Annotated in this window: 21 protein-coding genes; 10 read left to right on the top strand and 11 right to left on the bottom strand. The window is 66.8% G+C overall.

The window, feature by feature from the left end; all coding sequences use genetic code 11:
• Positions 1–2 precede the first annotated feature (2 nt).
• A complete protein-coding gene (locus ACZIYR_RS01390) occupies positions 3–878 on the bottom strand; it encodes a DMT family transporter (RefSeq protein ID WP_473032104.1) in 876 nt (291 codons plus the stop codon).
• Between the two features lie 295 nt (positions 879–1,173).
• On the opposite strand from ACZIYR_RS01390, the gene ACZIYR_RS01385 reads away from it, so the two are divergent.
• Genes ACZIYR_RS01385 through ACZIYR_RS01365 form a run of 5 tightly spaced genes read left to right on the top strand, consistent with a single transcriptional unit; the run spans position 1,174 to position 6,642 of the window.
• A complete protein-coding gene (locus tag ACZIYR_RS01385) occupies positions 1,174–1,818 on the top strand; it encodes a DUF1826 domain-containing protein (RefSeq protein WP_483527972.1) in 645 nt (214 codons plus the stop codon).
• Between the two features lie 57 nt (positions 1,819–1,875).
• Positions 1,876–3,402, top strand: coding sequence for an ABC transporter substrate-binding protein (locus tag ACZIYR_RS01380; RefSeq protein ID WP_483527971.1), 1,527 nt, complete (start codon positions 1,876–1,878; stop codon positions 3,400–3,402).
• Positions 3,399–4,382, top strand: coding sequence for an ABC transporter permease (locus ACZIYR_RS01375; protein ID WP_483527970.1), 984 nt, complete (start codon positions 3,399–3,401; stop codon positions 4,380–4,382). Before ACZIYR_RS01380 ends, ACZIYR_RS01375 begins: the two co-directional genes overlap by 4 nt.
• Positions 4,379–5,206, top strand: coding sequence for an ABC transporter permease (locus ACZIYR_RS01370; RefSeq protein WP_483527969.1), 828 nt, complete (start codon positions 4,379–4,381; stop codon positions 5,204–5,206). The genes ACZIYR_RS01375 and ACZIYR_RS01370 overlap by 4 nt, the downstream gene beginning before the upstream one ends.
• Positions 5,203–6,642 (top strand): ABC transporter ATP-binding protein, encoded by a 1,440-nt coding sequence (locus ACZIYR_RS01365; RefSeq protein ID WP_483527968.1) that lies wholly within the window; start codon positions 5,203–5,205, stop codon positions 6,640–6,642. Before ACZIYR_RS01370 ends, ACZIYR_RS01365 begins: the two co-directional genes overlap by 4 nt.
• Positions 6,643–6,713: 71 nt before the next feature.
• Here ACZIYR_RS01365 and ACZIYR_RS01360 read toward each other — a convergent pair whose 3' ends face one another.
• A complete protein-coding gene (locus ACZIYR_RS01360) occupies positions 6,714–8,027 on the bottom strand; it encodes a serine hydrolase (RefSeq protein ID WP_473032099.1) in 1,314 nt (437 codons plus the stop codon).
• Between the two features lie 426 nt (positions 8,028–8,453).
• Between ACZIYR_RS01360 and ACZIYR_RS01355 the strand changes: the two genes are divergently transcribed.
• Positions 8,454–9,377, top strand: coding sequence for a LysR family transcriptional regulator (locus ACZIYR_RS01355; protein WP_483527967.1), 924 nt, complete (start codon positions 8,454–8,456; stop codon positions 9,375–9,377).
• Between the two features lie 142 nt (positions 9,378–9,519).
• Complete coding sequence (locus tag ACZIYR_RS01350; protein ID WP_483527966.1) at positions 9,520–11,709, top strand: TonB-dependent receptor domain-containing protein; 2,190 nt, start codon at positions 9,520–9,522, stop codon at positions 11,707–11,709.
• A 99-nt stretch (positions 11,710–11,808) separates the two neighbouring features.
• On the opposite strand, the gene ACZIYR_RS01345 is transcribed toward ACZIYR_RS01350, so the two are convergent.
• The 4 genes from ACZIYR_RS01345 to ACZIYR_RS01330 are packed head-to-tail and all read right to left on the bottom strand — an operon-like array spanning position 11,809 to position 16,532.
• On the bottom strand, positions 11,809–12,480 hold the full coding sequence (locus ACZIYR_RS01345; protein ID WP_473032095.1) for an NAD(P)H-binding protein: 672 nt from the start codon (positions 12,478–12,480) through the stop codon (positions 11,809–11,811).
• A complete protein-coding gene (gene hutX, locus ACZIYR_RS01340; RefSeq protein ID WP_473032094.1) occupies positions 12,477–13,019 on the bottom strand; it encodes a heme utilization cystosolic carrier protein HutX in 543 nt (180 codons plus the stop codon). Before hutX ends, ACZIYR_RS01345 begins: the two co-directional genes overlap by 4 nt.
• Positions 13,020–13,029: 10 nt before the next feature.
• Positions 13,030–14,469 (bottom strand): heme anaerobic degradation radical SAM methyltransferase ChuW/HutW, encoded by a 1,440-nt coding sequence (gene hutW, locus ACZIYR_RS01335; protein ID WP_483527965.1) that lies wholly within the window; start codon positions 14,467–14,469, stop codon positions 13,030–13,032.
• A 14-nt stretch (positions 14,470–14,483) separates the two neighbouring features.
• Complete coding sequence (locus tag ACZIYR_RS01330; RefSeq protein WP_483527964.1) at positions 14,484–16,532, bottom strand: TonB-dependent receptor plug domain-containing protein; 2,049 nt, start codon at positions 16,530–16,532, stop codon at positions 14,484–14,486.
• Positions 16,533–16,730: 198 nt separating this feature from the next.
• Here ACZIYR_RS01330 and ACZIYR_RS01325 point away from each other — a divergent pair, with 198 nt between their 5' ends.
• Genes ACZIYR_RS01325 through ACZIYR_RS01315 form a run of 3 tightly spaced genes read left to right on the top strand, consistent with a single transcriptional unit; the run spans position 16,731 to position 19,505 of the window.
• Positions 16,731–17,663: a heme/hemin ABC transporter substrate-binding protein gene (locus ACZIYR_RS01325; protein WP_483527963.1), complete on the top strand. Its 933-nt coding sequence runs from the start codon at positions 16,731–16,733 to the stop codon at positions 17,661–17,663.
• Positions 17,660–18,724: a FecCD family ABC transporter permease gene (locus ACZIYR_RS01320; RefSeq protein WP_483527962.1), complete on the top strand. Its 1,065-nt coding sequence runs from the start codon at positions 17,660–17,662 to the stop codon at positions 18,722–18,724. Before ACZIYR_RS01325 ends, ACZIYR_RS01320 begins: the two co-directional genes overlap by 4 nt.
• Positions 18,717–19,505, top strand: a complete 789-nt coding sequence (locus ACZIYR_RS01315; RefSeq protein WP_483527961.1) for an ATP-binding cassette domain-containing protein — start codon at positions 18,717–18,719, stop codon at positions 19,503–19,505. The genes ACZIYR_RS01320 and ACZIYR_RS01315 overlap by 8 nt, the downstream gene beginning before the upstream one ends.
• 10 nt (positions 19,506–19,515) lie before the next feature.
• On the opposite strand, the gene ACZIYR_RS01310 is transcribed toward ACZIYR_RS01315, so the two are convergent.
• Genes ACZIYR_RS01310 through ACZIYR_RS01290 form a run of 5 tightly spaced genes read right to left on the bottom strand, consistent with a single transcriptional unit; the run spans position 19,516 to position 24,332 of the window.
• Positions 19,516–20,280: a sulfite exporter TauE/SafE family protein gene (locus tag ACZIYR_RS01310; protein WP_483527960.1), complete on the bottom strand. Its 765-nt coding sequence runs from the start codon at positions 20,278–20,280 to the stop codon at positions 19,516–19,518.
• A gap of 13 nt (positions 20,281–20,293) precedes the next feature.
• On the bottom strand, positions 20,294–21,337 hold the full coding sequence (locus ACZIYR_RS01305) for an ABC transporter ATP-binding protein (protein WP_483527959.1): 1,044 nt from the start codon (positions 21,335–21,337) through the stop codon (positions 20,294–20,296).
• Positions 21,327–22,415: an ABC transporter ATP-binding protein gene (locus ACZIYR_RS01300; protein ID WP_483527958.1), complete on the bottom strand. Its 1,089-nt coding sequence runs from the start codon at positions 22,413–22,415 to the stop codon at positions 21,327–21,329. Before ACZIYR_RS01300 ends, ACZIYR_RS01305 begins: the two co-directional genes overlap by 11 nt.
• Positions 22,390–23,355 carry an ABC transporter permease gene (locus ACZIYR_RS01295; RefSeq protein ID WP_483527957.1) on the bottom strand — a complete coding sequence of 322 codons (966 nt, stop codon included), beginning with the start codon at positions 23,353–23,355 and terminating at the stop codon, positions 22,390–22,392. Before ACZIYR_RS01295 ends, ACZIYR_RS01300 begins: the two co-directional genes overlap by 26 nt.
• Positions 23,352–24,332 carry an ABC transporter permease gene (locus ACZIYR_RS01290; protein WP_473032081.1) on the bottom strand — a complete coding sequence of 327 codons (981 nt, stop codon included), beginning with the start codon at positions 24,330–24,332 and terminating at the stop codon, positions 23,352–23,354. Before ACZIYR_RS01290 ends, ACZIYR_RS01295 begins: the two co-directional genes overlap by 4 nt.
• Positions 24,333–24,383 lie beyond the last annotated feature (51 nt).

Below are 24,383 nucleotides of genomic sequence, written 5' to 3'. Positions count from 1 at the left end.
GATCAGGACGTCGGGCGGCGTTTGAGTGTCGTCCGGCGATCGTGATAGGCGATGGCCAGGCCGCTGCCGATGATCAACACGCTGCCGACAAAGACCCAGAGATCGGGCATCTCCCCCCAGAACCACCAGCCCAGCAGCACCGCCCAGAGCATGGCGGTGTAGTCGAAGGGGGCGGCGATGGCGGCCGGTGCGAAACGAAACGCCATGGTGATGCAGCCCGTGGCGCCCACGCCGAAGACACCCGCCGCCAGGAAGCCCACCCAGTGCCAGGGGTAGGGGGTCTGCCACACCCAGGGCAGCGCTACCGCGGTGATCACCAGCGGCACCAGCGTCATGTAGAAGACCATGGCCCAGAGGTGCTCGCGGCCGCCGTAGCGCCGCGCGGTGATCATCATCAGCGCATAGAACAACGCCGCGCCGATCAGCACCAGCGAGCCGAGCTGGAAGGCGTCGCCGCCGGGACGCACCACGATCAGCACCCCCACGAAGCCGAGCAGCGAAGCCGCCAGCACCGGCCGGTCGATCTTCTCGCCGAGCAGCGGCACCGACAGCAAGGTGACGAACAGCGGCGCGACGAAGGCGATGGCGGTGGCCTCGGCCAGCGGCAGCAGGGTCAGGCCCAGCACGAAGCAGACCATGGTGCCGGTATAGATCAGCCCTCGCACCAGGTGCACCCCGGGGCGACGAGTGCGCAGCTTGCGCAGGCCGCCGCCGTAGTAGGCCAGCAGCGCAATCAGCGGCAGCGACACCAGGGTGCGAAAGAAGATGATCTGCAGCGGGGAGTGAACCTCGCCCAGCCACTTGGCGATGGCGTCACCAATGGCCAGGCACAGCACCCCGGCACACATGAACAGAATACCCTTCAAGGATGGTGACATGGCCCCCTCTCCACGGCTGCCAAAAAACCACCCCGCCGACCGGAGACGGCCAGCGGGGCTTGTTGATTAACAACCTAACGGCTTGAACGGGTGTCAGCAAGTGCCGCGCCTCACTGTGTCGCGAAGGGATGCGCAGGGGGGGGCGTCCTAGCGCGCTGCCAACATCATTGTTATGTTATAACGAATCAATTACATTCACGCCTCTTTGCCCGGGCGCCTGTCTCTTTCGCAACACGCCAGTCAGTCAAGTCTCTTCGACAAGACGATAGGTTATAACATCTCATAGGGAGGCAGCATGCTGTTCCACTCAACTTCACAGCACCTCGAACACTGGGCCTTCGATCAGGATATCGCGGTACTGCCACGCATCTTCGAGGAAGCGATCACCCTGGCCGTGATGGAGCGCCGGCTCGACCCGGCGCTGAGTCTGGCCGTGCGCAGCCAGCTTGCCGGCCGGGGTGGTTTGGAGTGGCACTGGCGCGGCGCACCGAGCCAGGCCATGAAGGAGGACCTGGCAAAGGCGCTCCCCGCGCCCGAGGCGGGTAACGCCCTGATCGAGGATATCGCCCACATCGCCACGGCCATGGCCTACCTGTTCGACACCGAGACCATCGGCGTGCGCCTGCGCACCCTGGAGGGCGCCATGTGCCCGCGCTTCCACGTCGACAACCTGCCGGTGCGGCTGGTGACCACCTACGCCGGCCCGGCCAGCGAATGGCTGCCGGAACACGCCGTCAACCGCGCCGGACTTGGCGCTCCCCACCCGGATAAGCCGGAAATCGTCGCCGCCCCCCAGGCCATCCAGCGCCTCCAGGCGGGCGATCTTGCCCTGCTCAAGGGCTGTGGCTGGGTCGGCAACGAAGCGCGCGGCCTGGTCCACCGCAGCCCCCAGCCGGCACCCGGCGAGCGCCGCCTGTTGCTGGCGCTGGACCCCGGCTGACACGCCCAGCCTCCACACACCCCTTGCCCACTCAATACACCGAGGATGACCTCCATCATGCAGCTTTCCATTCGCCCACTCCTACTCGGGCTGGCCTTGCTTCCCCTATCCGCGGCAGCCGATCGCCCTCTCTCGGTGGTCGCTCCCTGGGAGATCACCGGCGCCGATCCGTCGACCTCGGGCTATGTCTTCGCCCGCATGCGCGTCGCCGAGACCCTGGTCGACACCGACGCCGACGGCCAGCCCGCACCGGGATTAGCCGAGTCCTGGCACGATAGCGAAGACGGTTTGACCTGGCGCTTCGCCCTGCGTGAAGACGTCACCTTTCACGACGGCAGCCCGCTGACGGCGGAGGCGGCGGCCACCAGCCTGCAGCACGCCCTGGCCAAGCCGGGCATCCTCGACTCGGCCCCCATTACCCGCATCGAGGCCGATGGCAACGAGGTGGTGATCGAGCTCGAGAGCCCCTTCGCGCCGCTGCCGGCGCTGCTGGCCCACTCCACCACCCTGATTCTTGCCCCGGGCGCCTTCGATGACGAGGGGCGGGTCACCCAGGCGATCGGTACCGGCCCCTACCGGGCGGAGAACGTGGCCCCCCCACAGCGGCTCGATGTGGAGCGCTTCGACGACTACTGGGGCGAGACGCCCGCGATCGCGCGCGCCAGCTACCTGGCGGTGGGCCGCGGCGAAACCCGGGCGCTGATGGCCGAGAGCGGCGATGCCGACGTGGTATTTACCCTTGACCCGGCGAGCCGCGCGCGGCTGGCGCGCCATGACCGTCTCGCGCTGTACGCCGAACCGCTGCCGCGCACCATCGTGCTCAAGGTCAATGCCTCTCACCCGTTGCTCGAAGACGAGCGCGCCCGCCAGGCGATGAGCCAGGCCATCGATCGTGAAGGCATTGCCGCCGGCCTGCTGCGTAATCCCGAGGCAGCCGCCGCCGAGCTGTTTCCGTCCAGCCTCGGGCCCTGGCACCTGGGCCTCGACGCCGGCGAGGCCCAGGACCTGGAGCGCGCCCGGGAGCTGCTCGCCGAGCTGGGCTGGAAAGCCAACGGCAGCGGCATGCTCGAGCGCGACGGCGAGCCCTTCCGCTTGACCCTGCGCACCTTCTCCGACCGGCCCGAGCTGCCGCTGGTGGCTACCGCCCTGCAGGATCAGTGGCGTGAGATCGGCGTGGCGCTGGAGGTCGCGGTGGGCAATGCCAGCGGAATTCCCTCCGGCCACCAGGACGGCAGCCTGGAGCTGGGCCTGATGGCACGCAACTACGGCCTGGTGCCCGATCCGCTGGGCACCCTGCTCGACGACTTCGGCACCGACTCCGAGGCCATGGGCGGCGACTGGGGCGCCATGGGCTGGCGCGACGACGACGTGGCGGCCTGGCTCGACACCCTGCGCCAGGAGGCCGATCCCGAGGCTCGCATCGAGCTGGCGGGACAGGTCGCGCGACGCCTGAACGAGGCCATGCCGGTCGTACCCGTGGCTTGGTATCAGCAGACGGCAGCGGTCAACGCCGAGCTGGAGGACTTCTCCATCGACCCGCTGGAGCGCAGCTACCGCATCGATGAGCTGAGGTGGAGCGAATGACCCCGGCACTGGCTTCACGGACGACTCCAACCTGGACGGCAGGCCTTCGCGGCCTGCTGCTGCAGCGGCTGTTTCAGGCCGGCCTGGTGGCCTGGATGGTGGGCACACTGACCTTCGTGCTGACCCGCTCCTTGCCCGGCGACATGGCCTACCGCATCGCCGCCGGACGCTACGGTCACGACATGGTCAATGCCCGCGCCGCCGAGGCGGTGCGCGCCGAGCTGGCGCTGGACCAGCCGGCGCTGACCGCCTACTTCGGCTGGCTGTGGGACCTGGTGCAGCTCGATCTGGGCCGTTCGCTGGTCAGCGGCCAGCCTGTGGTGTATGAACTCTGGCACCAGCTCGGCCACTCCCTGGGCCTGGCGGCAATGGCCGTGCTGCTCTCGCTGCTGCTGGGCCCGCCGCTGGGACTGATCGCCGGGCTCAAGCCCAGCGGCTGGCTGGACCGCGTCAGCGAAGTGGCGGCCAGCGTGCTGCGTGCCCTGCCGCCCTTCGCCGTGGGCCTGCTGCTGATCCTGATGTTTTCGGTCACGCTCGGCTGGCTGCCCGCGGCCGGCCATGGCCGCTTCGCCCACGGCGTGCTGCCGGCGTTGACCCTGGCGCTGGCCCTGGCCGCCATCTCCAGCCGCGTGGCACGCAACGCCATGGCCGACGTTTCCCAGTCGGCCTACTACGCCTTCTCGCACACCAAGGGACTGGGCGGGCGCCTCAGCTTCCTGCGCCATGGCCTGCGCAACGCCGCGGTACCGGTGATCGCCTATCTCGGCGTGCAGTTCGTCTACCTGATCGAGGGCGTGGTAGTGGTCGAGACCCTGTTCGCCTGGCCCGGCATCGGCCATGCCCTGGTGCACGCCATCGTTGCCCGCGACGTGCCGATGATCCAAGGCACCGCGCTGGTCATGGGGCTGATGTTCGTCGCGCTCAATACCGTGGTAGATCTGCTCTGTCACTGGCTCGACCCCAGGAGGCGCAGCCTATGAACGGCTCTGTTCTGACTCTCTCCCGCCGCTGGGCCTGGCCGGCCCTGAACGGCCGCCAGCGACTCGGCGCGACGCTGCTGGCGCTGCTGCTCGCTTTCGCCTGGCTGGTGCCCTGGCTCTTCGACGCCGACCCCGCGCGCCAGCAGCTCACCCGCATCCTGCAGCTGCCGACGCTTGCCGAGCCGCTCGGCACCGACCATCTAGGGCGCAGCCTGCTGGCCCGGCTGGCCGCCGCCGTGCGCCTGTCGCTGGGCATGGCGCTGCTCAGCGTGGTCAGCGCCGCCGTGCCGGGAGTGATTCTCGGCGTGATCGCCGGCTGGCGCGGCGGCTGGCTCGACCGCGGGCTGGGCAGCCTGGCCGACGCCTGTCTGGCCCTGCCGGGCCTGCTGCTGGTGCTACTGCTGGTCGCCATCGCCCCGGGCAACTTCTGGGCGCTCTACGTCGGCATTTCGCTGGTGCTGTGGATCGAATACTTCCGCGTGGTCAGGGCCCGCACCCGGATACTGGTCGCCACCCCCCAACTCGAGGCGAGCCGGCTGCTCGGCTTCAGCCCCTGCTACCTGTTCCGTCGACATCTGTGGCCCGAACTCGCCCCTCAGGTACTGACGCTTGCCGCCTTCGGTGCCGCCAGCGCGATCCTCGCCATGGCGGCACTCGGCTTCGTCAGTGTCGGCCTGCGTCCGCCCACCGCCGAACTGGGGCTGATGATGATCGAGCTGCTGCCCTACTACCACGAGGCGCCCTGGGCCATGGCCCAGCCGATCCTGGTGCTGTTCGTGCTGGTGTTGAGCCTCAACCTGCTGGCCGGGAGGGATCCCCGATGAGTGCGTACTTACTTCAAGCCGACGGCATCACGATCCAGGGCGAGGGCGTCACGATCGCCCCCTTCTCCTGCACGCTAGAGGCGGGCGGCCGCCTGACCCTGCTCGGCGAGACCGGCTCGGGCAAGAGCCTGATCGCCCAGGCCATCATGGGCACGCTGCCCCGGGGCCTGGCCGCCCAAGGGCGGCTCGTCATCGATGGGGAGACGTTCGATGCCGCCGATGGCCGATCCCGTCGCGCCCTGTGGGGCCGCCGCCTGGCGCTGCTGCCTCAGGAACCCTGGCATGCCCTCGATCCGACCATGCGCGCGTCCGCCCAGATCGCTGAGAGCCATCGCTACGTCGCCGGCCTGAGCCGCCCGCAGGCGCGCCAGGCCGCCCAGCGCGATCTTGCCGAGCTCGATCTGGAGAACGCCGCAAGCAAGTTGCCCGGCGAGCTTTCCGGCGGCATGGCGCAGCGAGTGGCGTTTGCCGCCGCCAGTGCCGGTGGCGCCCCGATCGTGATCGCCGATGAGCCCACCAAGGGGCTCGATGCCCCACGGCGCGATGCGGTGGTCGAACTGCTGGCCAGAACTCCAAATGCCGGCGGCGCCCTGCTCACCATCACCCACGACATCGACGTGGCCCGCCGCCTGGGCGGCGAGGTGATCATCCTGCGACAGGGGAGGGTGGTCGAGCACGGCCCGGCTCGGCAAGTGCTTGCTCAGCCGGAAACCGACTATGGCCGACGCCTGCTGAGCGCCGAGCCGTCACGCTGGCCGGCCCCGGCACCGCTCGCCCGCAACGCGAAGGCCGCGCCGGTGGTAACCGGCCATGGCCTGACCAAGGCTCGCGGCGGCCGCCAGCTTTTCCACGATCTCGAGGTGAGCGTGCATCCCGGCGAGATCATCGGGGTGGTTGGGCCATCGGGCTGTGGCAAGAGCACCCTGGGGGACCTGCTGCTGGGCGTGACGGCTCTCGATGCCGGTCATGTTGAGCGTACGACGGGGCATCGGTTCGGCTTCCAGAAGCTGTATCAAGACCCGCCGGCGGCCTTCTCGCCCCACTGGCGCCTTTCCCGACTGCTCGACGATCTGGTCCAGCGTCATCGCCTCGAACGCTGCGCCATTGCACCGCTGATGGCGCGCCTGGGCCTCGACGAGCGCCTGCTGGACCGCCGCCCGGGCGAGATCTCGGGCGACGAGCTGCAGCGCTTCGCCATCCTGCGCGTGCTGCTGCTCAAGCCGTGCTTCCTGTTCGCCGACGAGCCGACATCGCGGCTGGACCCCATCACTCAGCGCCAGACCCTCATGCTACTGGTGGAGCTTGCGCGCGAGCGACACTGCGGCGTGATGCTGGTGAGCCATGACCCGGCGCTGATCGAGAATGTCTGCGACAGCCGCATCCTGCTGGATACCGCCGAGACTACCCCGCAGGCGCTCGAGCCCGCTCCGGCCTGACCACCCTCCTCGCCCATCAACGACTGACGCCCCGCGTGGGGGCGTCAGTGCAGGCGGGGGCGGGGGCCGGCTCAGTAGTGGGCCACCACCATACAGTCCATGCCTTGGGCGCGCAGGCTATCGCAGGCGCTATAGGCTTCGCTCTCCTGCAGCTCCACCAGGCGGGCACGATAGACGCTCTGCTCGCCTTCCGAACGCGCCACCGCGACACGCCCCCCGTTCATCTGACTGGCCAGCCGCTCGGCGGCGCGCGCCGCCAGGCTGCGGGCCTGGTCGGCATTGCTGAAGGCGCCCACCTGGACGGCCCAGGCGCCCGTCGGCGGCGAGGCATCGGCCCGGGCGATCAGGTCGCGTATCGGGTCGTCCGCGGAGCCCATCTCGGCATCGGAGCGGCCGTCCGAGCTCGGCTCGGCGAGACGAGTCTGCAGGGCGGCGCTCAGCGACACCGATGACGCCGGCTCGGCGCTGGCCACCTGGACGGCCGGCGTCGGCGGCGACGGCTGTTGCGGCAGCTCCATGCGGTCGCCGAAGACGTCCGCCTGGGCGATCCAGTCGCCCCGCTGCAGCATGTTGAGCCGCACGTAGCCACGATCGAGCAGGTCGGCCATATGGGCGTCGCGCGAGGCGGCGGTGAAGCCTCCCATCACCACCGAGAGGATGCGCCGATTGTCGCGCACCGCCGAGGTCGCCACGTTGAACCCGGAGGCGCGAATAAAACCGGTCTTCAGGCCATCGGCACCGGGGTAGTTGCGCACCAGCCGATTATGGCTGGTATGAGTGGTACCTCGGTAGGTGAAGCTCTGGGTCGAGAAATAGTGGTAGTGCTGGGGAAAGTCCTGCATCACGCGGATCGACAGGGTCGCCATGTCGCGGGCCGTGGTGACCTGCTGACCGTCGGGCAGCCCGGAGGCGTTACGAAAAACGGTAGCCCCCATGCCCAGCTCACGAGCCCGGCGGGTCATCATGTCGGCGAAGTGCCGCTCGCTCCCCCCCAGGGCCTCGGCGACCACCACCGCCACGTCGTTGGCGGAGCGCACCACCAGGGCGCGGATGGCATCCTCGACGCTGATGCTGCTGCCGGCCTGGAGCCACAGTTTGGAGGCGGGCATGGCCGCGGCCCGGGACGAGACCGGCAGCGGCTGGTCGAGCCGCAGGCTGCCATCTTCCAGGGCCTCGAAGAGCATATAGAGCGTCATCATCTTAGTCAGCGACGCCGGGTAGCGGGTGGCATCGGCATTGGCCGAGTGCAGCACGTCGCCGCTTTCCACATCGATCACGATCGCCGCGTAGCGCGGGTTGGCGTGGGCCGTCTTGACCGTCAGCAGCAAACAGCCCAACAGCACAAAGAGAATCGCCCCGAGGCGATGTCGGTGGGAGGAGTGCATGGCAGACACCTCTAGGTTCCCTTGTTGTATCCCCTGCGGCCCGCTTTTCTCATGCAAGCCTAGCAGCCTCTGATTCGGTAAATGGCGCGTTATTCGCCTCATCAGATCGATAAACTTGTCTCGAAATCCGGCTTTCTCGCGACGATCGGTCAAATCCGACAGGCTTGCTAGCTGCAGTATGGCCATTAATCGCCGGCTTTACAGCCCGAAAAGCTGGGAAAATACCCCACATACCAGAAACGTTGAACGATTCAACCCTTCTCGCCGCCCCGCCTCCACCGCTCAGGCGGCCCCGCCCTGGCGTCGACGCCCTCCCCCGGTGAGGCGATGGTAATGGCCGGCCTTGATATTAACGAGAATCGTTTATTTTTATAAGCGGAAGTGGCACACTCTCGGGGACCCTCCGTCACCACGGCCGTTCTCACCATGTACGATCTCGACGAGCTGACCTCCTTCGTCCAGGTCATGCGGACCGGCAGCCTGACGCGCAGCGCCCAGCATCTCGGCGTAGCCAAGTCGACGCTGAGCCGTCGCATCGCCCAGCTGGAACATCAGCTGGGCCAGCCCCTGCTGCGCCGCCAATCCAACCGGCTGCTGCCCACCGAGGCAGGCCTGACGTTTCACGGCTACTGCCTCAGAATTCTTGAACTCGCCGATCAGGGGCAGCAGGCCCTGAACGAGCTGCGCCTGGAAATCAGCGGCGAGCTGGTGGTCGAAACGCACAACGCGCTGGCTCGCAGCTGGCTGGCCTCGCAGCTGGCCACCTTCATGGAGACGCACCCGGGAATTCACCTGACGCTGCAGACCTGCCACGCCCCGCCGAGCTGCGCCGATAGCCCCTCCATTTGCCTTTGGCTGGGCGAAGTGCCGCCCTCGGCGCTGCGCCAGGAAACCCTGGCCTGGCTGGGACGCGGGCTCTATGGCCACCCCGACTATCTTGCCCGGCATGGCCATCCCGACCATCCCGAAGCACTCTCCCGCCATGCCTGGATCGACCTGCTGGGCGAAACCGAGAATGGCCTGACGCTGCATCACCCCGAGCTTGGCGACTATCGCTTTCAGCCGCCCGATTCCCGCTTTCGCGTCGATCAGCACATGCTGCACGGCGATGCCATCGCCCGAGGCCATGGGCTCGGCGTAATACCCCACTGGATGGCCGCCAAGCGCGAAGCCGCCCACCCGGGGTCGCTGCAGGCCTGCCTGCCCGAGTGGCAGGCCCCGCCGGCACCGGTGACCCTGCTGCATGCCTACGGACATCAGCCGCGCAAGGTCTCGGCCCTGCTCGACCACCTGCGCCGGTCGTTGCCGCAAGAGTGGCAATCCCCCCAGCGTCTGTCGGTCCCTGCGTGAGTGCGCCCCCACGCCGAACGTCTCCGCAAGCTGTTGTCGGTTGCGCAACGCAACGTTGCACCTGCCATCCCTGGAAATAAGAATTTCGCGCACTAGAATCGCCTGAGCGATTGATAATCAATATCATCAACACAGGTGACTCATGTTCCGTTCACGCCCGACCGCCCTGGCGGCGGCCATCGCCGCCGCCACCAGCCTCACCGCCCACGCCCAGGACAGCGCCCAGCTCGATAGCATCGTGGTAACCGCCGCCGGCTTCGAACAGGCCCTGCAAGACGCCCCGGCCAGCATCTCGGTGGTCACCCGAGAGGAGCTGGAGCGCAAGCGCTTCTCCAATATTGGCGAGGCGCTCGCCGACGTGCCGGGCGTCGACGTGCGGGCCGGCACCGGCAAGACCGGCGGGAAGAACATCAGCATTCGTGGCATGCCCAGCGACTATACGCTGATCCTGATCGATGGCCGCCGCCAGAACACCTCCGGCAGCGTCACCCCCAACGGCTTCGGGGAAACCTCCACCAGCTTCATGCCGCCGCTCTCGGCCATCGAGCGCATCGAGGTGATTCGCGGCCCCATGTCCACGCTGTACGGTTCCGACGCCATGGGCGGGGTCATCAACATCATCACCCGCCCCGTCAGCGACACCTGGACGGGCAGCCTCACCCTCGACACGACCTTCCAGCAGGACCGGGACGCAGGGAACACCCAGGGTCTCAACCTCTACACCTCAGGCCCGCTGGTCGACGACTTGCTGGGGCTGCAGCTGCGTGGCCGGCTGTTCGACCGCGACGCCTCCGAGCGCCTGATTCCCGACAGCGTCGGACGCGACCCGCGGCCCGTAGAGGGCCGCATCTACTCGCTCGGTGGACGACTGACGCTGCGAGCCGACGACAGCCACTCGGTCTGGCTGGATGCCGAGCGTGCGCGCCAGACTTACTCCAACGACGACTGCCGGCTCGGCACCCTGGACGGCACCAGCCGGGCGACCTGCGAGCCGGAGCCAGGGCAGTTCTGGGGCTACGAGGACGAGCTACGCTTCAATCGCGACCAGCTGGCCATCGGCCATACCAGCCGACTCGCCACCGGGACCCTGGAAAGCAGCCTCACCCACAATACGACCGAAACCCTTGGCCGCACCTTGCCGGCAGGCAGCGCCCCGGCCTATGGCTACGAGGCTCAGGGCGGCGAGCCGCGCCTGCTGGAGAACCGCGATATCGTCTTCGATACCAAGTTCACCCTGCCGGTCGATCGCCATATGGTGACGGTAGGCGGACAGTACATCGATGCCCGTCTCGAGGATGGCGCGGCCGGGGACCAGACCTTCGAGCAGCAGAGCTGGGCACTGTTCGCCGAGGATGAATGGTGGCTCCGTGAGGACCTGGCGCTGACCCTCGGCGGGCGCTACGAGCACCACGACGCCTTCGGCGGCCACTTCAGCCCACGCGGCTATCTGGTGTGGAACACCACCGACCAGTGGACCCTCAAGGGCGGGGTTAGCCGGGGCTACAAAACGCCAACGCTCAATCAGCTGCATGACGGTATCACCGGCTTCGGCAATCAGGGCCAGAGCGTGTCCATCGGCTCTCCCGACCTGGAGCCGGAAAAGAGCACCAACTACGAGCTCGGCGCGATCTATGACAGCCTGGACGGGCTCTCGGTCAGCGGTACAGCATTCTACAATCGCTTCACCGACCGCATTGCCACAGGCGCGGAAATTCCCAACTGCCTGCATCCGGACGGCAATGTCCCCGGCTGCATCAGCGTAGGCAACTTCTCCCAGCAGACCGGCTTCTCCCAGCAGATCAACATCGACAAGGCAGACACGCGGGGCGTCGAGCTGGAGGCGCGCTATCGCATCACCCCCGCCTGGGAAGTGAGCGGCGGCTATACCTTCACCGATACCGAGATCACCTCCGGCGAGCAAGAAGGGCTATTGCTCACCAATACACCCAAGCACAAGCTCACCGCCAGCCTGGGCTGGGACGTGACGGACAGGCTCAACGCCACCCTCGAAGGTGAGTATTACTCCTCACGGGAGCGATTCACCGACGGCATACCGGAGAGCGGACAAAACCTGGCAATGTATGAGCAGGTCGGCAACAAGCTGGATGGCTACGAGCTGTTCCATCTGCGCACCCACTATCGGTTCACCGACCAGCTACGCCTGACCGGCACCGTTTACAACCTGCTCGATAAGGATTTCGGCAAGTCGGACAGCTACGAGTGGCAGGGCGACACCTACCAGGCTCAGCGTTATACCCAGACCGGACGCGCCACAGACGGCGTCGCCCTGGACGGCCGCAGCCTGTGGCTCTCCGCCACCTATGAGTTCTAGGCATCAGTCCGACCAAACGCTTTTGCTAGCACGATCGTCTTTGCCCCGGCCTCGGCCGGGGCTTTTTCATAACGGCTATGGGGGAGACGCTCGCGGGCGTCAGGTGGCAAGCTTCACCGGCTCAATGGGGTTGTCGCAGCGGGCCTGGTCGAGATCGACAGCCGCATAGACTCCGCTCAGGGTCGCCGGGTCGTCCAGCAGGTCGGCCACCAGCATGGCCAGGTCAACCCGGTGAATGAAGCCATGCATGGCAGGGTCTCTGCTCAGGATGCCCTTTCCAGTGGCGGGCTCGCTCTTGAGCCCGCCGGGTCGCAGGATGGTGAACGGCAGCCCGCTGCCTCGCAGGTGGTCTTCGGCCCGGGTCTTGGCATCCACGACATGCCCGAAGGCCTCGACGGCACGCGGTGAGCGATAAGGCGCCATTTCACCGCAGCCAATGGCCGTCACCAACACACACCGCTGTGGGGTGAAATCCATGGCCACGTCGAAGACCCGACGACTCCCCGCTTCATCGGTGACGTCTCCATCGGGGGTACGCCCAGCCAGCATGGAGATCACCACGCCGCCCTCGCCGAGGGTGGCAAAGGCGGTGCGCACATCCTCCTCACACAGCGCGTCGCCTGTGACGCATTCGACGCCCAGTGACGCCAGGGCCGCCGGATCGCTGGTGGGGCGCACGAGGGCGACCACCCGCTGGCCACGCTCGCGCAGGATTCGTGCCACCTCCAGGCCTGTGCCGCGCGCTCCCCCAAAGATCAGCGCCGCACTCATGCCGGGATGCGTTCCGACCGGGACAGACGCTGCGCCAAGGCGTCGAAGCGCTCCAGCTGTTCGCTGCGCAGCTGACGTGCGGCATCACGGCCGACATAGACCTTGAACATACTGTTACCGTCGGCGCTGAAAAACTGCACCGAGGCCGTTCGCGTGCCCATGAAAGGACGCTTGAGAAAGATGATGTCGCTGCAGCGGTCGGGCTTGAGGTGGCCGCTCAGGCCCAAACCGCCCTTGAGGTTGTAGAATCCGCGGCCCAGCTCGCCACCGGGCAGCGGGCCGGAAAACTCGAGGATCACCCCCTCGGTATGCACGATGGTGATGACATCTCCCCAGTCGGCCATATCTTGCATGGCGCTGACGAAATGCTCACCGTCTGCGCGAACCCAGCACTCATCGGGAAGGCAGCGCACCACATCCAGCAGCGTCAGCTCATGCTGCACGGCGATGCCTTCCAGGATGCCATCATGATTCTCCGCCAGCTGTCGGCGCAGCGCCTCGATACGCTCGGTCTTGCCGGGTTGCAGGGCTGTGGTCATGGATCTCTCCTCATTTCGGTTGAATGTCATCGATACAGAGGTCGCTCGCCGACTCAGTCGGCGCAGCGCCGCCGGCGGCAAGCTGCCGGTTGAATCCGGCAATCAGGTTGGTACTCCAGAATCGCCCCGCCGTGGTGAGCCTCACCACCTCGTTGCGGCAATACGCCAGCCCCGCCGACTCCCAGTGGTGCACCAGCCCCTCCAACTGAGGGGCCAAGGCTTCCAGGCTCGGCCAGCGCCGCCGTAGCTCGGCCATGTCCAGACGCGCCGTCTCGAGGCTGCCGGCCACCCAGTCACGCTGGGGCTGCAGCGCATCCGCTTCCAACATGCCGGAGAGCGGTTTGCGCCCCTCGCCGTTTGCCTTGAGGTAGGCCTGAAGGTCGGGGTCGACGCTGTAGCTGAAACGTCCAAGGCTTCCTCCGGCCCCCGAGCCAAATGCCAGGGTCTCGGCACCGCGCTTGATCAAGAGATTGTAGAGATTGCGTTCACGGGTATTTCGCGCCCAGTGGCTATTGCTCACCTGATGCCACCCTGCTCCGCCCAGCCGCTCGCAGGCCTGGGCATACATGCGTCCCTGCTCGGCCAGCGTCACGGGGGGCTTCACCTTCCCCTTGGCCACCGCCTGATAAAGCGGCGTCCCGGGAAACATGGCCAGACAATAGGCATCCAGTCCATCCGAGCCCAGGGCAAGCGCCGTCTCGATATCTCGCGCCCAGGTTGTCTGATCCTGGTCCGGCAGGCCGTACATCAGGTCGATGACCACGGCGGCTCGATCACGAGCGATCAAATCGGCAATGAAGCGCTCCGCCTGTGAACCACTGGCACGCCTGCCCTGCTGTTGACGCACCTGCGTATCGAAGCTCTGCACGCCGATGGAGATCCGATTGATGCCCGCATCAAGGCAGGCATCGACCTTCTCATCATCGAAGTGCAGGATGCGCCCCTCGAGGGTGAGCTCACAGTCCGGCGCCAGTGGAAGCGCCTCTCTCAGCGTCTCGATCAGCGCCACGAGATCCGGCGTTTCCAGCGCCGTGGGGGTGCCCCCACCCAGGTAGAGCGCATGGATAGGGGCCTGCCCCACGCGTGGCGTTTCGGCATCCCGGCGTACCTCCTCGATGACTGCACGGGCGAAACGTGCCGAATCTTCCGGACGATACTTGTTACGATAGAAGCCGCAGAACAGGCAGTGGTTGGCGCAGAAGGGCACATGCACATAGGCCAGACGCTTGCCCGGCGCCGGCGAGGCCTCCTCGAGACGTTGCCAGATCCCCGCCACCTCGGCCCTGGCTACCGGACGCTTGTCGCGCCAGGGCATCAGCGGCTCTCGCGAAGCGAAGGCTTCCGTAAGCGGGTCGACGCTCAGCCTGGGCTGCCGGGCATCTTTCTGCGGCACCTCCAGGTGTGCCGGGGGGACTCGGTGCGGCGCACGAGTCGAGGCGATCAAGCGCATCCGAAACCCCCTCCTCAGAAGTGCAGCGTCGTGGTCAGGGCCACACTTCGCTCTTGACCGGTGAGCTCTCCGAACGAGCGGTAGCGCTTGTCGAGCAGGTTCTCGAGACTCAGGCCTACATCCAGGCGGTCGGCATACTGAACACCCAAGAAGGCATTGAGCGTACCGTAGCCGGCAGTGCGCTGAGTCACTTCCCCGGCTGCATTGCGCTGACGCGCCTCGCTTTCACCGCGCAGGAACAGGTCACCTTCCAGCCGCGTAGTCGGTGTCAGCATCCAGTCCTGCCGGACCCCGACCCGCCCCGAGAGCCGCGGCGTGCCGCTGTCATAGGTTTGGGACTCGCCGAAATCGAACTGGCGTCGCATCAGGCTGCCGTTCACGTAGAACGCAGTGTCGGTCGACGCAAGGCGATACTCTCCGAACAGCTCCAGCCCCGTGGTCGTGGCCTGGTGGATATTGACGTAGCGGCGGATGGGGCGGTTTCCGTTTCCGGCCTGCTCCTCGGTACCGATATAGTCATCGGCCCGGGTATGGAAGAGGGTCGCATCCAGCGTCACCACGGCATCGCGATAGCGGGCGCCCAGCTCCAGGGTGTCAGCCGTTTCAGGCGCGAGCCCAGGATTGCCGACGGTGGTCTGACCGCCCGCCGTCGTGGTGAGGAAGAGCTGCTGCAGCGTGGGATAAGAGTAGCCTTGCGAAAGGTTCGCGCGCAGCGACCAGCTGTCCGTCGGTGTGTAGACCAGCCCGATCGAGCCCAGCGCCTGCGTATCGGTGTTGCGCTCGAGCGGTTGGTCGCTGCTCGCTTCGAGCTCTGCCTCGACGGCATAGACGCGCCCGCCGAAGTAGGCCGTCGTGGTGTCGTTCAGCTCCCACGCCTGTTGGGCATAGGCGGACAGCGTCTCGATACGCGCCTCATCGGTAGTCGCGGAGAAGGTGCGCTGTCCCGGCGGTGGAAACGGCATGAACACATCCGAGGTCTTGTCGGTGTCCAGCGCATCGTTCTCATACTCGACCCCCACCACGGTGCCGCCCAGCTCGGTCAGCGCCAGTTCGAGCTGCAGGTTGCTGCCAAAGGTGGTCTGGCGGTCATCGCTGGTGGTTTCCACTGTCATGCCGCTGGTCATTGCCGCGCGGTTCTCGAAGCGTCGATCGATCGTCTGATGGTACAGACTGGCCTCCACGTGGCTGATTGCAGGAGACAGCTCTTCCCCCTCATAGAAGATGCCGACCTTTCGCAGGTCCCGCTGCGGCAGGCGAATGAAGAACTCATCGAAGTTGGGCGGCAGGGGGTTGAAGACGTCGGCCTCGAGACGATACTGATCGGCCTTCAGCGCTACGTAGTGGTTATCATGGCGATATCCCAGGTGGGTCGAGAGCTGATCCTGCTCGAAGCCGGAAGGCGAGAGCGTCCCCTCCGGCGTGCGTCGATCCCCTTCATCCGCCAGGCTGCCGGTAACCCGCCAGTCCACCCCCCCGCTCGCTCCCTGGAGAGTGGCACTGGCCTGATAGCCGCGAGTGGCAGAATAGCCTGTCGCGCTGACGCTACCCGCCAACGGCGCCTCACCGCCGCGTCGCGTAATGATGTTGACCACCCCACCGATGGCGTTGGAGCCGCTAAGCACGGAGGATGGCCCGCGCACCACTTCGATGCGCTCGATGATCGAGGGATCGAGCAGCAGCGGCGTACCATAGGGCGAATGATCGGTCAGGGCATGGCCGTCGATCTTGATGGTGACCCGGCGCGACGTCTCGCCGCGGATGCTGATGCGCTTCATGCCGGCCGTACCGTCGTCGAATAGCCTCACCCCAGGGACATCACGCAGCAGCTCTGCCACGCTGGAGGTTGGATTGCGCCGCAGCTCATGGGCCTCGAGCGCCGTGATTGAGGCGGGGCTCTCGAATACCGGCGTCTGCGTCCCGGTGCCCAGCACGACCAGGGTATCCAGCACCCCGTGGGCTTGGCGGGCCGTGTCGTCGTCGGCAGCGGCCGACTGCCATGCCAAGGGCGCGCCAAGTGCCACCATCATCAACCTGCGCTGCCATGCATGCTTACCCGTGTTCATGAGGACTCCTTCTCATGTCGCTGGCCAAAATTTGAATATAAAATTTAATGATAGTGATTCGCAATAAATAATAACTCTTTGTATGATGTGGATCACATCCTTGTCCCTCGCCGGCCTCCCGTGGCGCCGCCGGTGAGCTTGGGGCTTGACGGGGCAAACGCTAATGATAATTCTTAGTGTTTAATGCAGGAGGTGACCATGTCCATCGACCCACGGCGGCTACCGCCCTACCCTGCCCAGGGTGCCGACTCGACCAGCCAACAGCGCCTGCTGCAGACGCTTCTGATAGCGGTCCTGTCATGGGCATTCCTCACGCCAGCCCATGCGGACGAGCGCATCGTCATTGCCGGTGGCGACCTCGCCGAGATTGTCTTCGCCCTGGATGAGGGACACCGCGTGGTCGGTGTCGATACCACCGCCACCTACCCGGCCACCCTCGAGACGCTGCCCAGCATCGGCTACGTGCGCACGCTCTCTCCGGAAGGCGTGCTCTCGCTGCGCCCCGAGATGGTGCTGGCTAGCCACTTCGCCGGCCCCGATGCCACCCTGAAGCGGCTACTCGCCGCCGGCGTTGCCGTCCATCAGGCACCGGCCCCCCAGGGCGAAGCAGCCGAAGACGTTACCGCCAAGATTCGCTTTGTCGGCGAGGCACTGGGTCGAGAAAACGAAGCCGACCGCCTGGCAAGCCGCTTCATGTCGGAGTTCACCAAGGTGCAACGGCGTATCGAGATCGCTCCCCAGCCCCCCCGGGTCCTGTTCGTGCTTTCAGCGGACAGCGGGCCGATGATTATCGGGGGGGAGGATACCGTGGCCGAGGCGATGATCCGGATGGCAGGAGGCCAGCCGGTGACTGGCGGCATTGCCGGCTATCGTCCCTTGTCCATGGAGTCGGTGATTTCCCTGCAGCCCGATATCGTGCTGATGATGGAGGAGCAGCTCGACGGCCGGTCACCGGAGTTGATTCTGAATCGGCCGGACCTCGGAGAGACGCCTGCCGGCCAGCAGGGCCGTCTTATCTCCATGGAGGGCATGCTGCTACTCGGCTACGGTCCTCGTACCCCCCACGCCATCCGCACACTACACGAAGCGCTCGCTGGCGCCATGAGCACGGCTAGGGAAGCTTCACCGTGAGCGCGACGATCCTGCGCAGAGGCATTCTGCGGTCAACGGCTTCCCGCCAGCCGCTGATACTGGCGGGGCTCGGCGCGCTGGCACTCGCCCTGGCGCTGGCCGAGCTGATGCTCGGTCCCGTACCGATCGACGGCACCCGGCTATGGGCGGCACTCGCCGGCCAAGGGGAGCCGCTGGACGCCAGCATTCTCTGGCAGATTCGTCTGCCCAGGCTGACCCTGGGCCTGGCGGTGGGCATGGCTCTTGCTCTCTCCGGCACCGCGCTGCAGGGGATGCTGAGAAATCCGCTCGCCGACCCCGGCCTGATCGGCATCACGGCGGGGGCCTCGATCGGGGCCGTCAGCGCGATCGTGCTCGGCGGGCTAGTAGCCCCGGAGCTGCCTGCGCTAGCTCAGGGTGCGCTGCTGCCGCTGGCGGCGTTTATCGGCAGCACGGTTGCCATGGCATGCGTGTTCACACTCTCCCGCTGCGGGGGCGAAACCTCCGTGGCCATGCTGATCCTGATCGGCATTGCCATCAATACCATCGCCGGCGCCCTGCTGGGCGTACTGGTGTATATCGCCGACGACCAGGCGCTGCGCGATCTCACCTTCTGGACCATGGGGGGACTGGGTCACGCCGGCTGGCCGGTCGTATTGATGGCGCTGGGCATCACCCTGGCGATGACCCCGGTCTTCTGGTGCCAAGCGCGTGGGCTGGACCTGTTTCAGCTGGGAGAGCGGCAGGCCTTTCACGCCGGGCTGGATGTGGAACGCAGCAAGCGCCGCCTGGCCTTGGCCGCCGCACTGTGCGTCGGCGCGGTCACCGCGGCCGCCGGCCCCATCGGCTTCATCGGCCTGGTCGCCCCCCACCTGGCACGGCTACTGATCGGCCATGGCCACCGCTGGGTGCTGCCGGCGGCCGCCCTGCTGGGTGTCAGCCTGGTGCTGGGCGCCGACCTTGCCGTGCGCCTGACGATTCCGCCTCAGGAGCCCCCCATCGGCATCGCCACCAGCCTGATCGGCGGGCCCTTCTTCCTCTGGCTGTTGACGCGACGCTCCAGGAGCCTTTCACATGCTTGAAGCCAAAGCCTTAACCCTGGTAAAGGGCGGCAAGCGGCTGCTCGACAACATCGACCTGCAACTACGCCCCGGTGAGTTCGTGGCGGTGCTGGGACCCAATGGCGCCGGCAAATCCACGCTGATGCACTGTCTCAGCGGCGCCGAGCAGGGAACTGGCGAAGTGCGCATGGACGCCCGTTGCCCCAGCGCACTCAGCGCCTTCGAGCTGGCGATGCAGCGTGCCGTGCTGGAGCAGACGCCGAGAGTCATTGCCCCGTTCAGCGTCGAAACGCTGGTGCAGCTTGGCATTCCGCAGGAGCTGACGAGTCATGAGGTCACCGCGATCACCGACCGGGCACTGCGACGGCTCGACCTGGAGGCACTAAGACAGCGCCCGATAGCCCGGCTCTCCGGCGGCGAGCAGCATCGCACCCACATGGCCAGAGTCATGGCGCAACTGTGGGCCGGTCAGCGGCTCGGCGGTGGGCGCTATCTGCTCATCGATGAGCCTACCGCCAGCCTCGACCTGCAGCATCAGATCACGGTACTCAAGGCGGCCCGAAACGCCGCCGCGCAAGGGGTCGGCGTTCTGGCCATACTCCACGATATCAGCCTGGCCGCCAGCGTGGCCCAGCGCATCGTGCTGCTCAAGCGCGGACGGGCCGTCGCCGACGGCTGCCCACGGGCGATCTTGACCGGCCCACGCCTGAGTGAGCTCTATGGGGTGCCCATCCGGGTCCAGCAAGAGGGTGACAGCCTCACGGTAACCCCTCATTATTCGGCGTGCTGGGCAACCGCCTGAGCGAACCACATCACCCGCCGAGTATCTCCAGCCGCTCCCCGCCCAGCCAGATCAGGCGCAGGGCGAGAAGGGTGAGAACCCACTTGAAGATGGCATCGAAGCGATGATCGCTGAGCCGATGCAGCAGCCGCAGGCCCAGCCAGGTGCCGGCGAAGCCCACCGCCACCATCGCCAGCATCAGCCCCAGCCAGTCGCGGAACACGAATCCAGCCACGCCGAACACGAAGGCTTTGGTGAGATGCTGGGCGCTCATGCAGGCGGCGAAGGTAGCCACCCGCGGCAGGCGCGCCGCGAAGTGCTGCTGGATCACCGCGGCCACCAGTGGGCCTGTGGCCCCTACCAGGCTGGAGAGGAACGTAGTGAGCCCCCCGGCCAGCAGGGTGCCGGCGCGCCCCAGCAGCGCCCGCGGCCAACCCGGCCCCCAGCAGGCGTAGAGCACGAAGGCGGCGATACACAGCTCCAGCACCCCGGGCGGCAGGCGCACCAGCAGCCAGGCGGCGGCCAGGGCGCCCAGCACCACGCCGGGCAGGAAGGCGGCCAGCAGGCCGCGATCCAGGTGGCGCCAGGTCATCAGCGCTCGGCCGCCGTTGGAGCCCAGCTGGACCATGCCGTGCACCGGGATCAGCGCCGTCGCGGGCATCACCTGCGCCATGGTCATGATCAGCAGGGAGCCCCCACCGATGCCTGCGGCGGCGGAGATCATCGAGGTGAAGGCGGACAGCGCCACCAGCCCCAGGTTGATTCCGCCCGACAGCGGTGAGAGCCACTCCAGCATCAGCGCCGTCCGTTCACTCGATGCGCCCCTCCTTGACGCCGTGACAGGCCACTTCGCTGCCGTCGCTTCTGGCAATCAGCTGCGGCACTTCCCGCTGACAGCGCTCGTTGGCATGGGGGCAACGCGGATGGAAGGCGCAGCCCGAGGGAGGATGCACCGGGTTGGGCACCTCGCCTTCGATCATGGTGCGCTCCTTGCCCGCGCCCTCCAGGGACGGCACCGCGGCCAGCAGCATCTTCGAGTAGGGGTGGTGCGGCGTGGCAAAGAGCTGCTCGGCGGGGGCGATCTCGGCGATGCGCCCCAGGTACATCACCGCGATGCGATCGGCCATGTGCTTGACCACCGCCATGTCATGGCTGATGAACAGGTAGGTCAGCCCATACTGATCCTGCAGGTCACGCATCAGGTTGAGGATCTGCGCCTGCACCGACACGTCCAGCGCCGAGGTGGGCTCGTCGCAGATCATGAACTCCGGCTCGTTGGCCAGCGCTCGGGCAATCGAGATGCGCTGACGCTGGCCGCCGGAGAACTCGTGAGGGTAGCGGTTGGCGTCGGGCGCCGACATGCCCACCTGCTCAAGCAGCTCGCCCACTCTCCGGCGGCGCTCGGTGGCGCCGAGCTCGGGGCGGAAGACCCGCAGCGGCTCGCCGATGATGGTGCCCACCCGCCACAGCGGGTTAAGGCTGGCGTAGGGGTCCTGGAAGATCATCTGGAAGCGCCTGCGCACCGCCGCGGCCTGGCGCCCGGTGCGGCTCGCCAGGTCGCTGATCTCCTCGCCGTCGAACACCAGCTTGCCACGAGTCAGGCCGTAGAGCCCCACCACCAGCCGGGCCACCGTGGACTTGCCACAGCCCGACTCGCCCACCAGCGCCAGGGTCTCGCCGCGGCGGATGGCGAAGCTCACCCCGTCCACCGCCTTGAGGGTCAGCTTCTCGCTGCGCTCCAGCACCCGGTTGAGCCAGGGCTTGGAGACATCGAAGTGACGCGCCAGGTCATGGGCTTCCAGCAGGGTGTCACCCGACGCCGCCGTCTTCTTCACTGCGGTATCAGCGCACATGGCTCACCTCCTCTCCTGCGACTGTTGCCGCTGACCGCGGCGGCAGCGGATCGTCCGGGTCGTGCAGCCAGCAGGCCGCCTGGCCGGCCCCGGCCGGCATCAGGTCCGGACGCTCGCGCCGGCAGCGCTCCTGGGCATGGGGGCAGCGCGGGTTGAAGGCGCAGCCCTCGGGAATCGCCGCCAGCCGCGGCATGGCCCCCTCGATCTGGTAGAGCCTATCGAGACTCTTCTCGATGCCGGGGATCGAGGCCATCAGCCCCTCGGTGTAGGGGTGCTGAGGGTGGCGGATCACCTCGTCCACCGGCCCGATCTCGATGAGTCGCCCGGCATACATCACCGCCACCCGGTCGGCGGTCTCGGCGATCACCCCCATGTCGTGGGTGACCAGCATCACCGCGGTGCCGTGCTCGGCACAGAGGCGCTTGAGCAGCGCCAGGATCTGCGCCTGCACCGACACGTCCAGCGCCGTGGTGGGTTCGTCGGCAATGATGAACTCCGGCTCGGCGGCCAGCGCCAGGGCAATCACCACCCGCTGGCGCATGCCCCCCGAGAACTGGTGGGGATAGGCGGCAAGGCGCGTCTCCGGCGCCGGAATGCCCACCTCGCGCAGCAGCTCCAGGGCCCGCTCCCGGGCCTGCTTCTCGTTCATCGGCAGATGGGCGCGAATGGTCTCCACCAGCTGATCGCCGATCGAGAAGAGCGGATTGAGGCTGGTCAGCGGATCCTGGAAGATCATCCCGATATGGCGGCCGCGCAGCGGCACGAACTGCTCTTCCGGCAGGTTATCGATACGCTTGCCACCCAGGTGCACCTCGCCGTCGGCGATACGACCGGGCGGCTCGAGCAGCTGAATCACCGCATTGCCGGTCATCGACTTGCCCGCACCGGACTCGCCCACCACGCCGAGGACCTCCCCCGGGGCGATATCGAAGGAGACGTCGTCGAGCGCCACCAGGGTGCCGTGGCGGGTGGGAAACTCCACCCGCAGATGCCGCACGCTAAGGACCGGCGTCTCACCCTGTTCGCCCCTGGCCTGGGGCGCGGGGCGTGGATTATCGGAGCTTGGGGTTGAGGACATCACGCAACCAGTCTCCCAGCAGATTGACGGAGAGCGCCAGCATCAGCAGCGCCACCCCGGGGAAGAGCAGGATCCACCACTCTCCCGAGAACATGTAGTCCTGGCCGACCCGGATAAGGGTGCCCAGGCTCGGCTGGGTGGCCGGCATGCCGACCCCCAGGAACGACAGCGTGGCCTCGGCGATGATGGCCAACGCCAGGCCGATGGTGCCGATCACCAGCACCGGACGCATCACGTTGGGCAGGATGTGCTGGAACAGGATCTTGGGCGCCGGCAGGCCGATGACCCGCGCCGCCTGCACGTACTCCTTGCCCTTCTCGACCATGGTGGCCCCGCGCACCGCCCGGGCGTACTGCACCCAGTCGGAGAGGCCGATGGCGATGATCAGCACGATGATCGCCACCTCGGCGTGCATCGACCGCGGAAGGAAGCCGCGGATCACGCCGAAGATCAGCAGCGCCATCAGGATCGACGGGAAGGTGAGCTGGACATCGGCGATGCGCATGATCAGGGCATCGCGCCAGCCGCCGCGGAAGCCCGCCATCAGGCCGAGCGCGGTGCCCAGCACCAGGGCGAAGAGCACCGCGGCGAAGCCCACCAGCAGCGAGATGCGCGAGCCGTAGAGAATCGCCGAGAAGACGTCGCGCCCCTGGCTGTCGCTGCCCAGCAGATAGAAGTTGCCGGTGAACTCCGAGGTCGTCAGGGGCGCGCTGAAGGCGTCGATCAGTTCCAGCTCCCGCGGATCGAAGGGATTCTGCGGCGCGATCCAGGGGGCAAAGAGCGCCCCGGCGAACATGATCAGAGTCACCAGGGTAGCCAGAATGACCACCGGCTGGCGCTTCCAGGAGTAGACGATGTCGCTCTCCAGGAAAGTGCGCCACTTGCTCGGCTTGGGCGGTAAGATGGGCGCCTCCGGCGTCGGTTTCGGTTGCTGGCTCATTTGCCACCTCCCTGCGCGCGCAGGCGTGGATCCACGGCGTAGTAGAGCAGGTCCACCACCAGGTTGATGACCACGAACACCAGACCGATCATCATCAGATAGGCGGCCATGACCGGGATATCGACGAAGCGCACCGCGGTAATGAACAGCGCCCCTACCCCTGGCCACTGGAAGACCGTTTCGGTGATGATGGCGAAGGCGATGATGGTGCCAAGCTGAAGGCCGATGATGGTGATCACCGGGATCATGGTGTTCTTCAGCGCATGACGCAGGTTGACCACCCGCTTGGAGAGCCCGCGGGCCCGGGCGAACTTGATGTAGTCGGTGCTGAGCACCTCGAGCATCTCGGCGCGCACCAGGCGCATGATCAGCGTCAGCTGGAAGAGCCCCAGAGTGATCGCCGGAAGGATCAGCGAGCGCAGCCCGCTGGCGGTGAGCAGCCCGGTGGTCCACCACTCTCCCAGGCGCACCGTTTGCCCGCGACCGAAGGCCGGCAGCCAGCCCAGCTCCACGGCAAACAGGTAGATCAGCAGCACCCCGATCAGGAAGGTCGGCAGCGAGACGCCGATCAGCGAGGTGGTCATGATGAACTTCGACAGCCAGCTGCGGCGACGCAGGGCGGTATAGATCCCCAGGCCGATGCCCATGACCACGGCGAAGATCGCCGAGATGATGGCCAGCTCCAGGGTCGCCGGCAGTCGCTCCATGATGAGATCGGTCACCGGGCGCGCCGAGCGGTAGGAAATGCCGAATTCGAACTGGGCGGCATTGACGATGAAATTCCAGAACTGCACCACCACCGGCTGGTCGAGACCGAGCTGGGCCCGCAGCGCGGCGCGGTCGGCCTCGGTGGCCTCCTGCCCGAGCATGTTGAGCACCGGGTCGCCGACGTAGTGGAACAGCGAGAAGGCGATAAGCGCGACCACGAACATCACGAAGATGGCCTGCAGCACGCGCTGGATCAGAAACGCTAGCATGGGATCACCAAATAACGACGATGCCCCTGGCCGCTTGTGGCGGCCAGGGGT

Source organism: Billgrantia sp. NRB1, from assembly GCF_056921725.1.
This window is presented reverse-complemented; position numbering and strand designations above follow the sequence as displayed.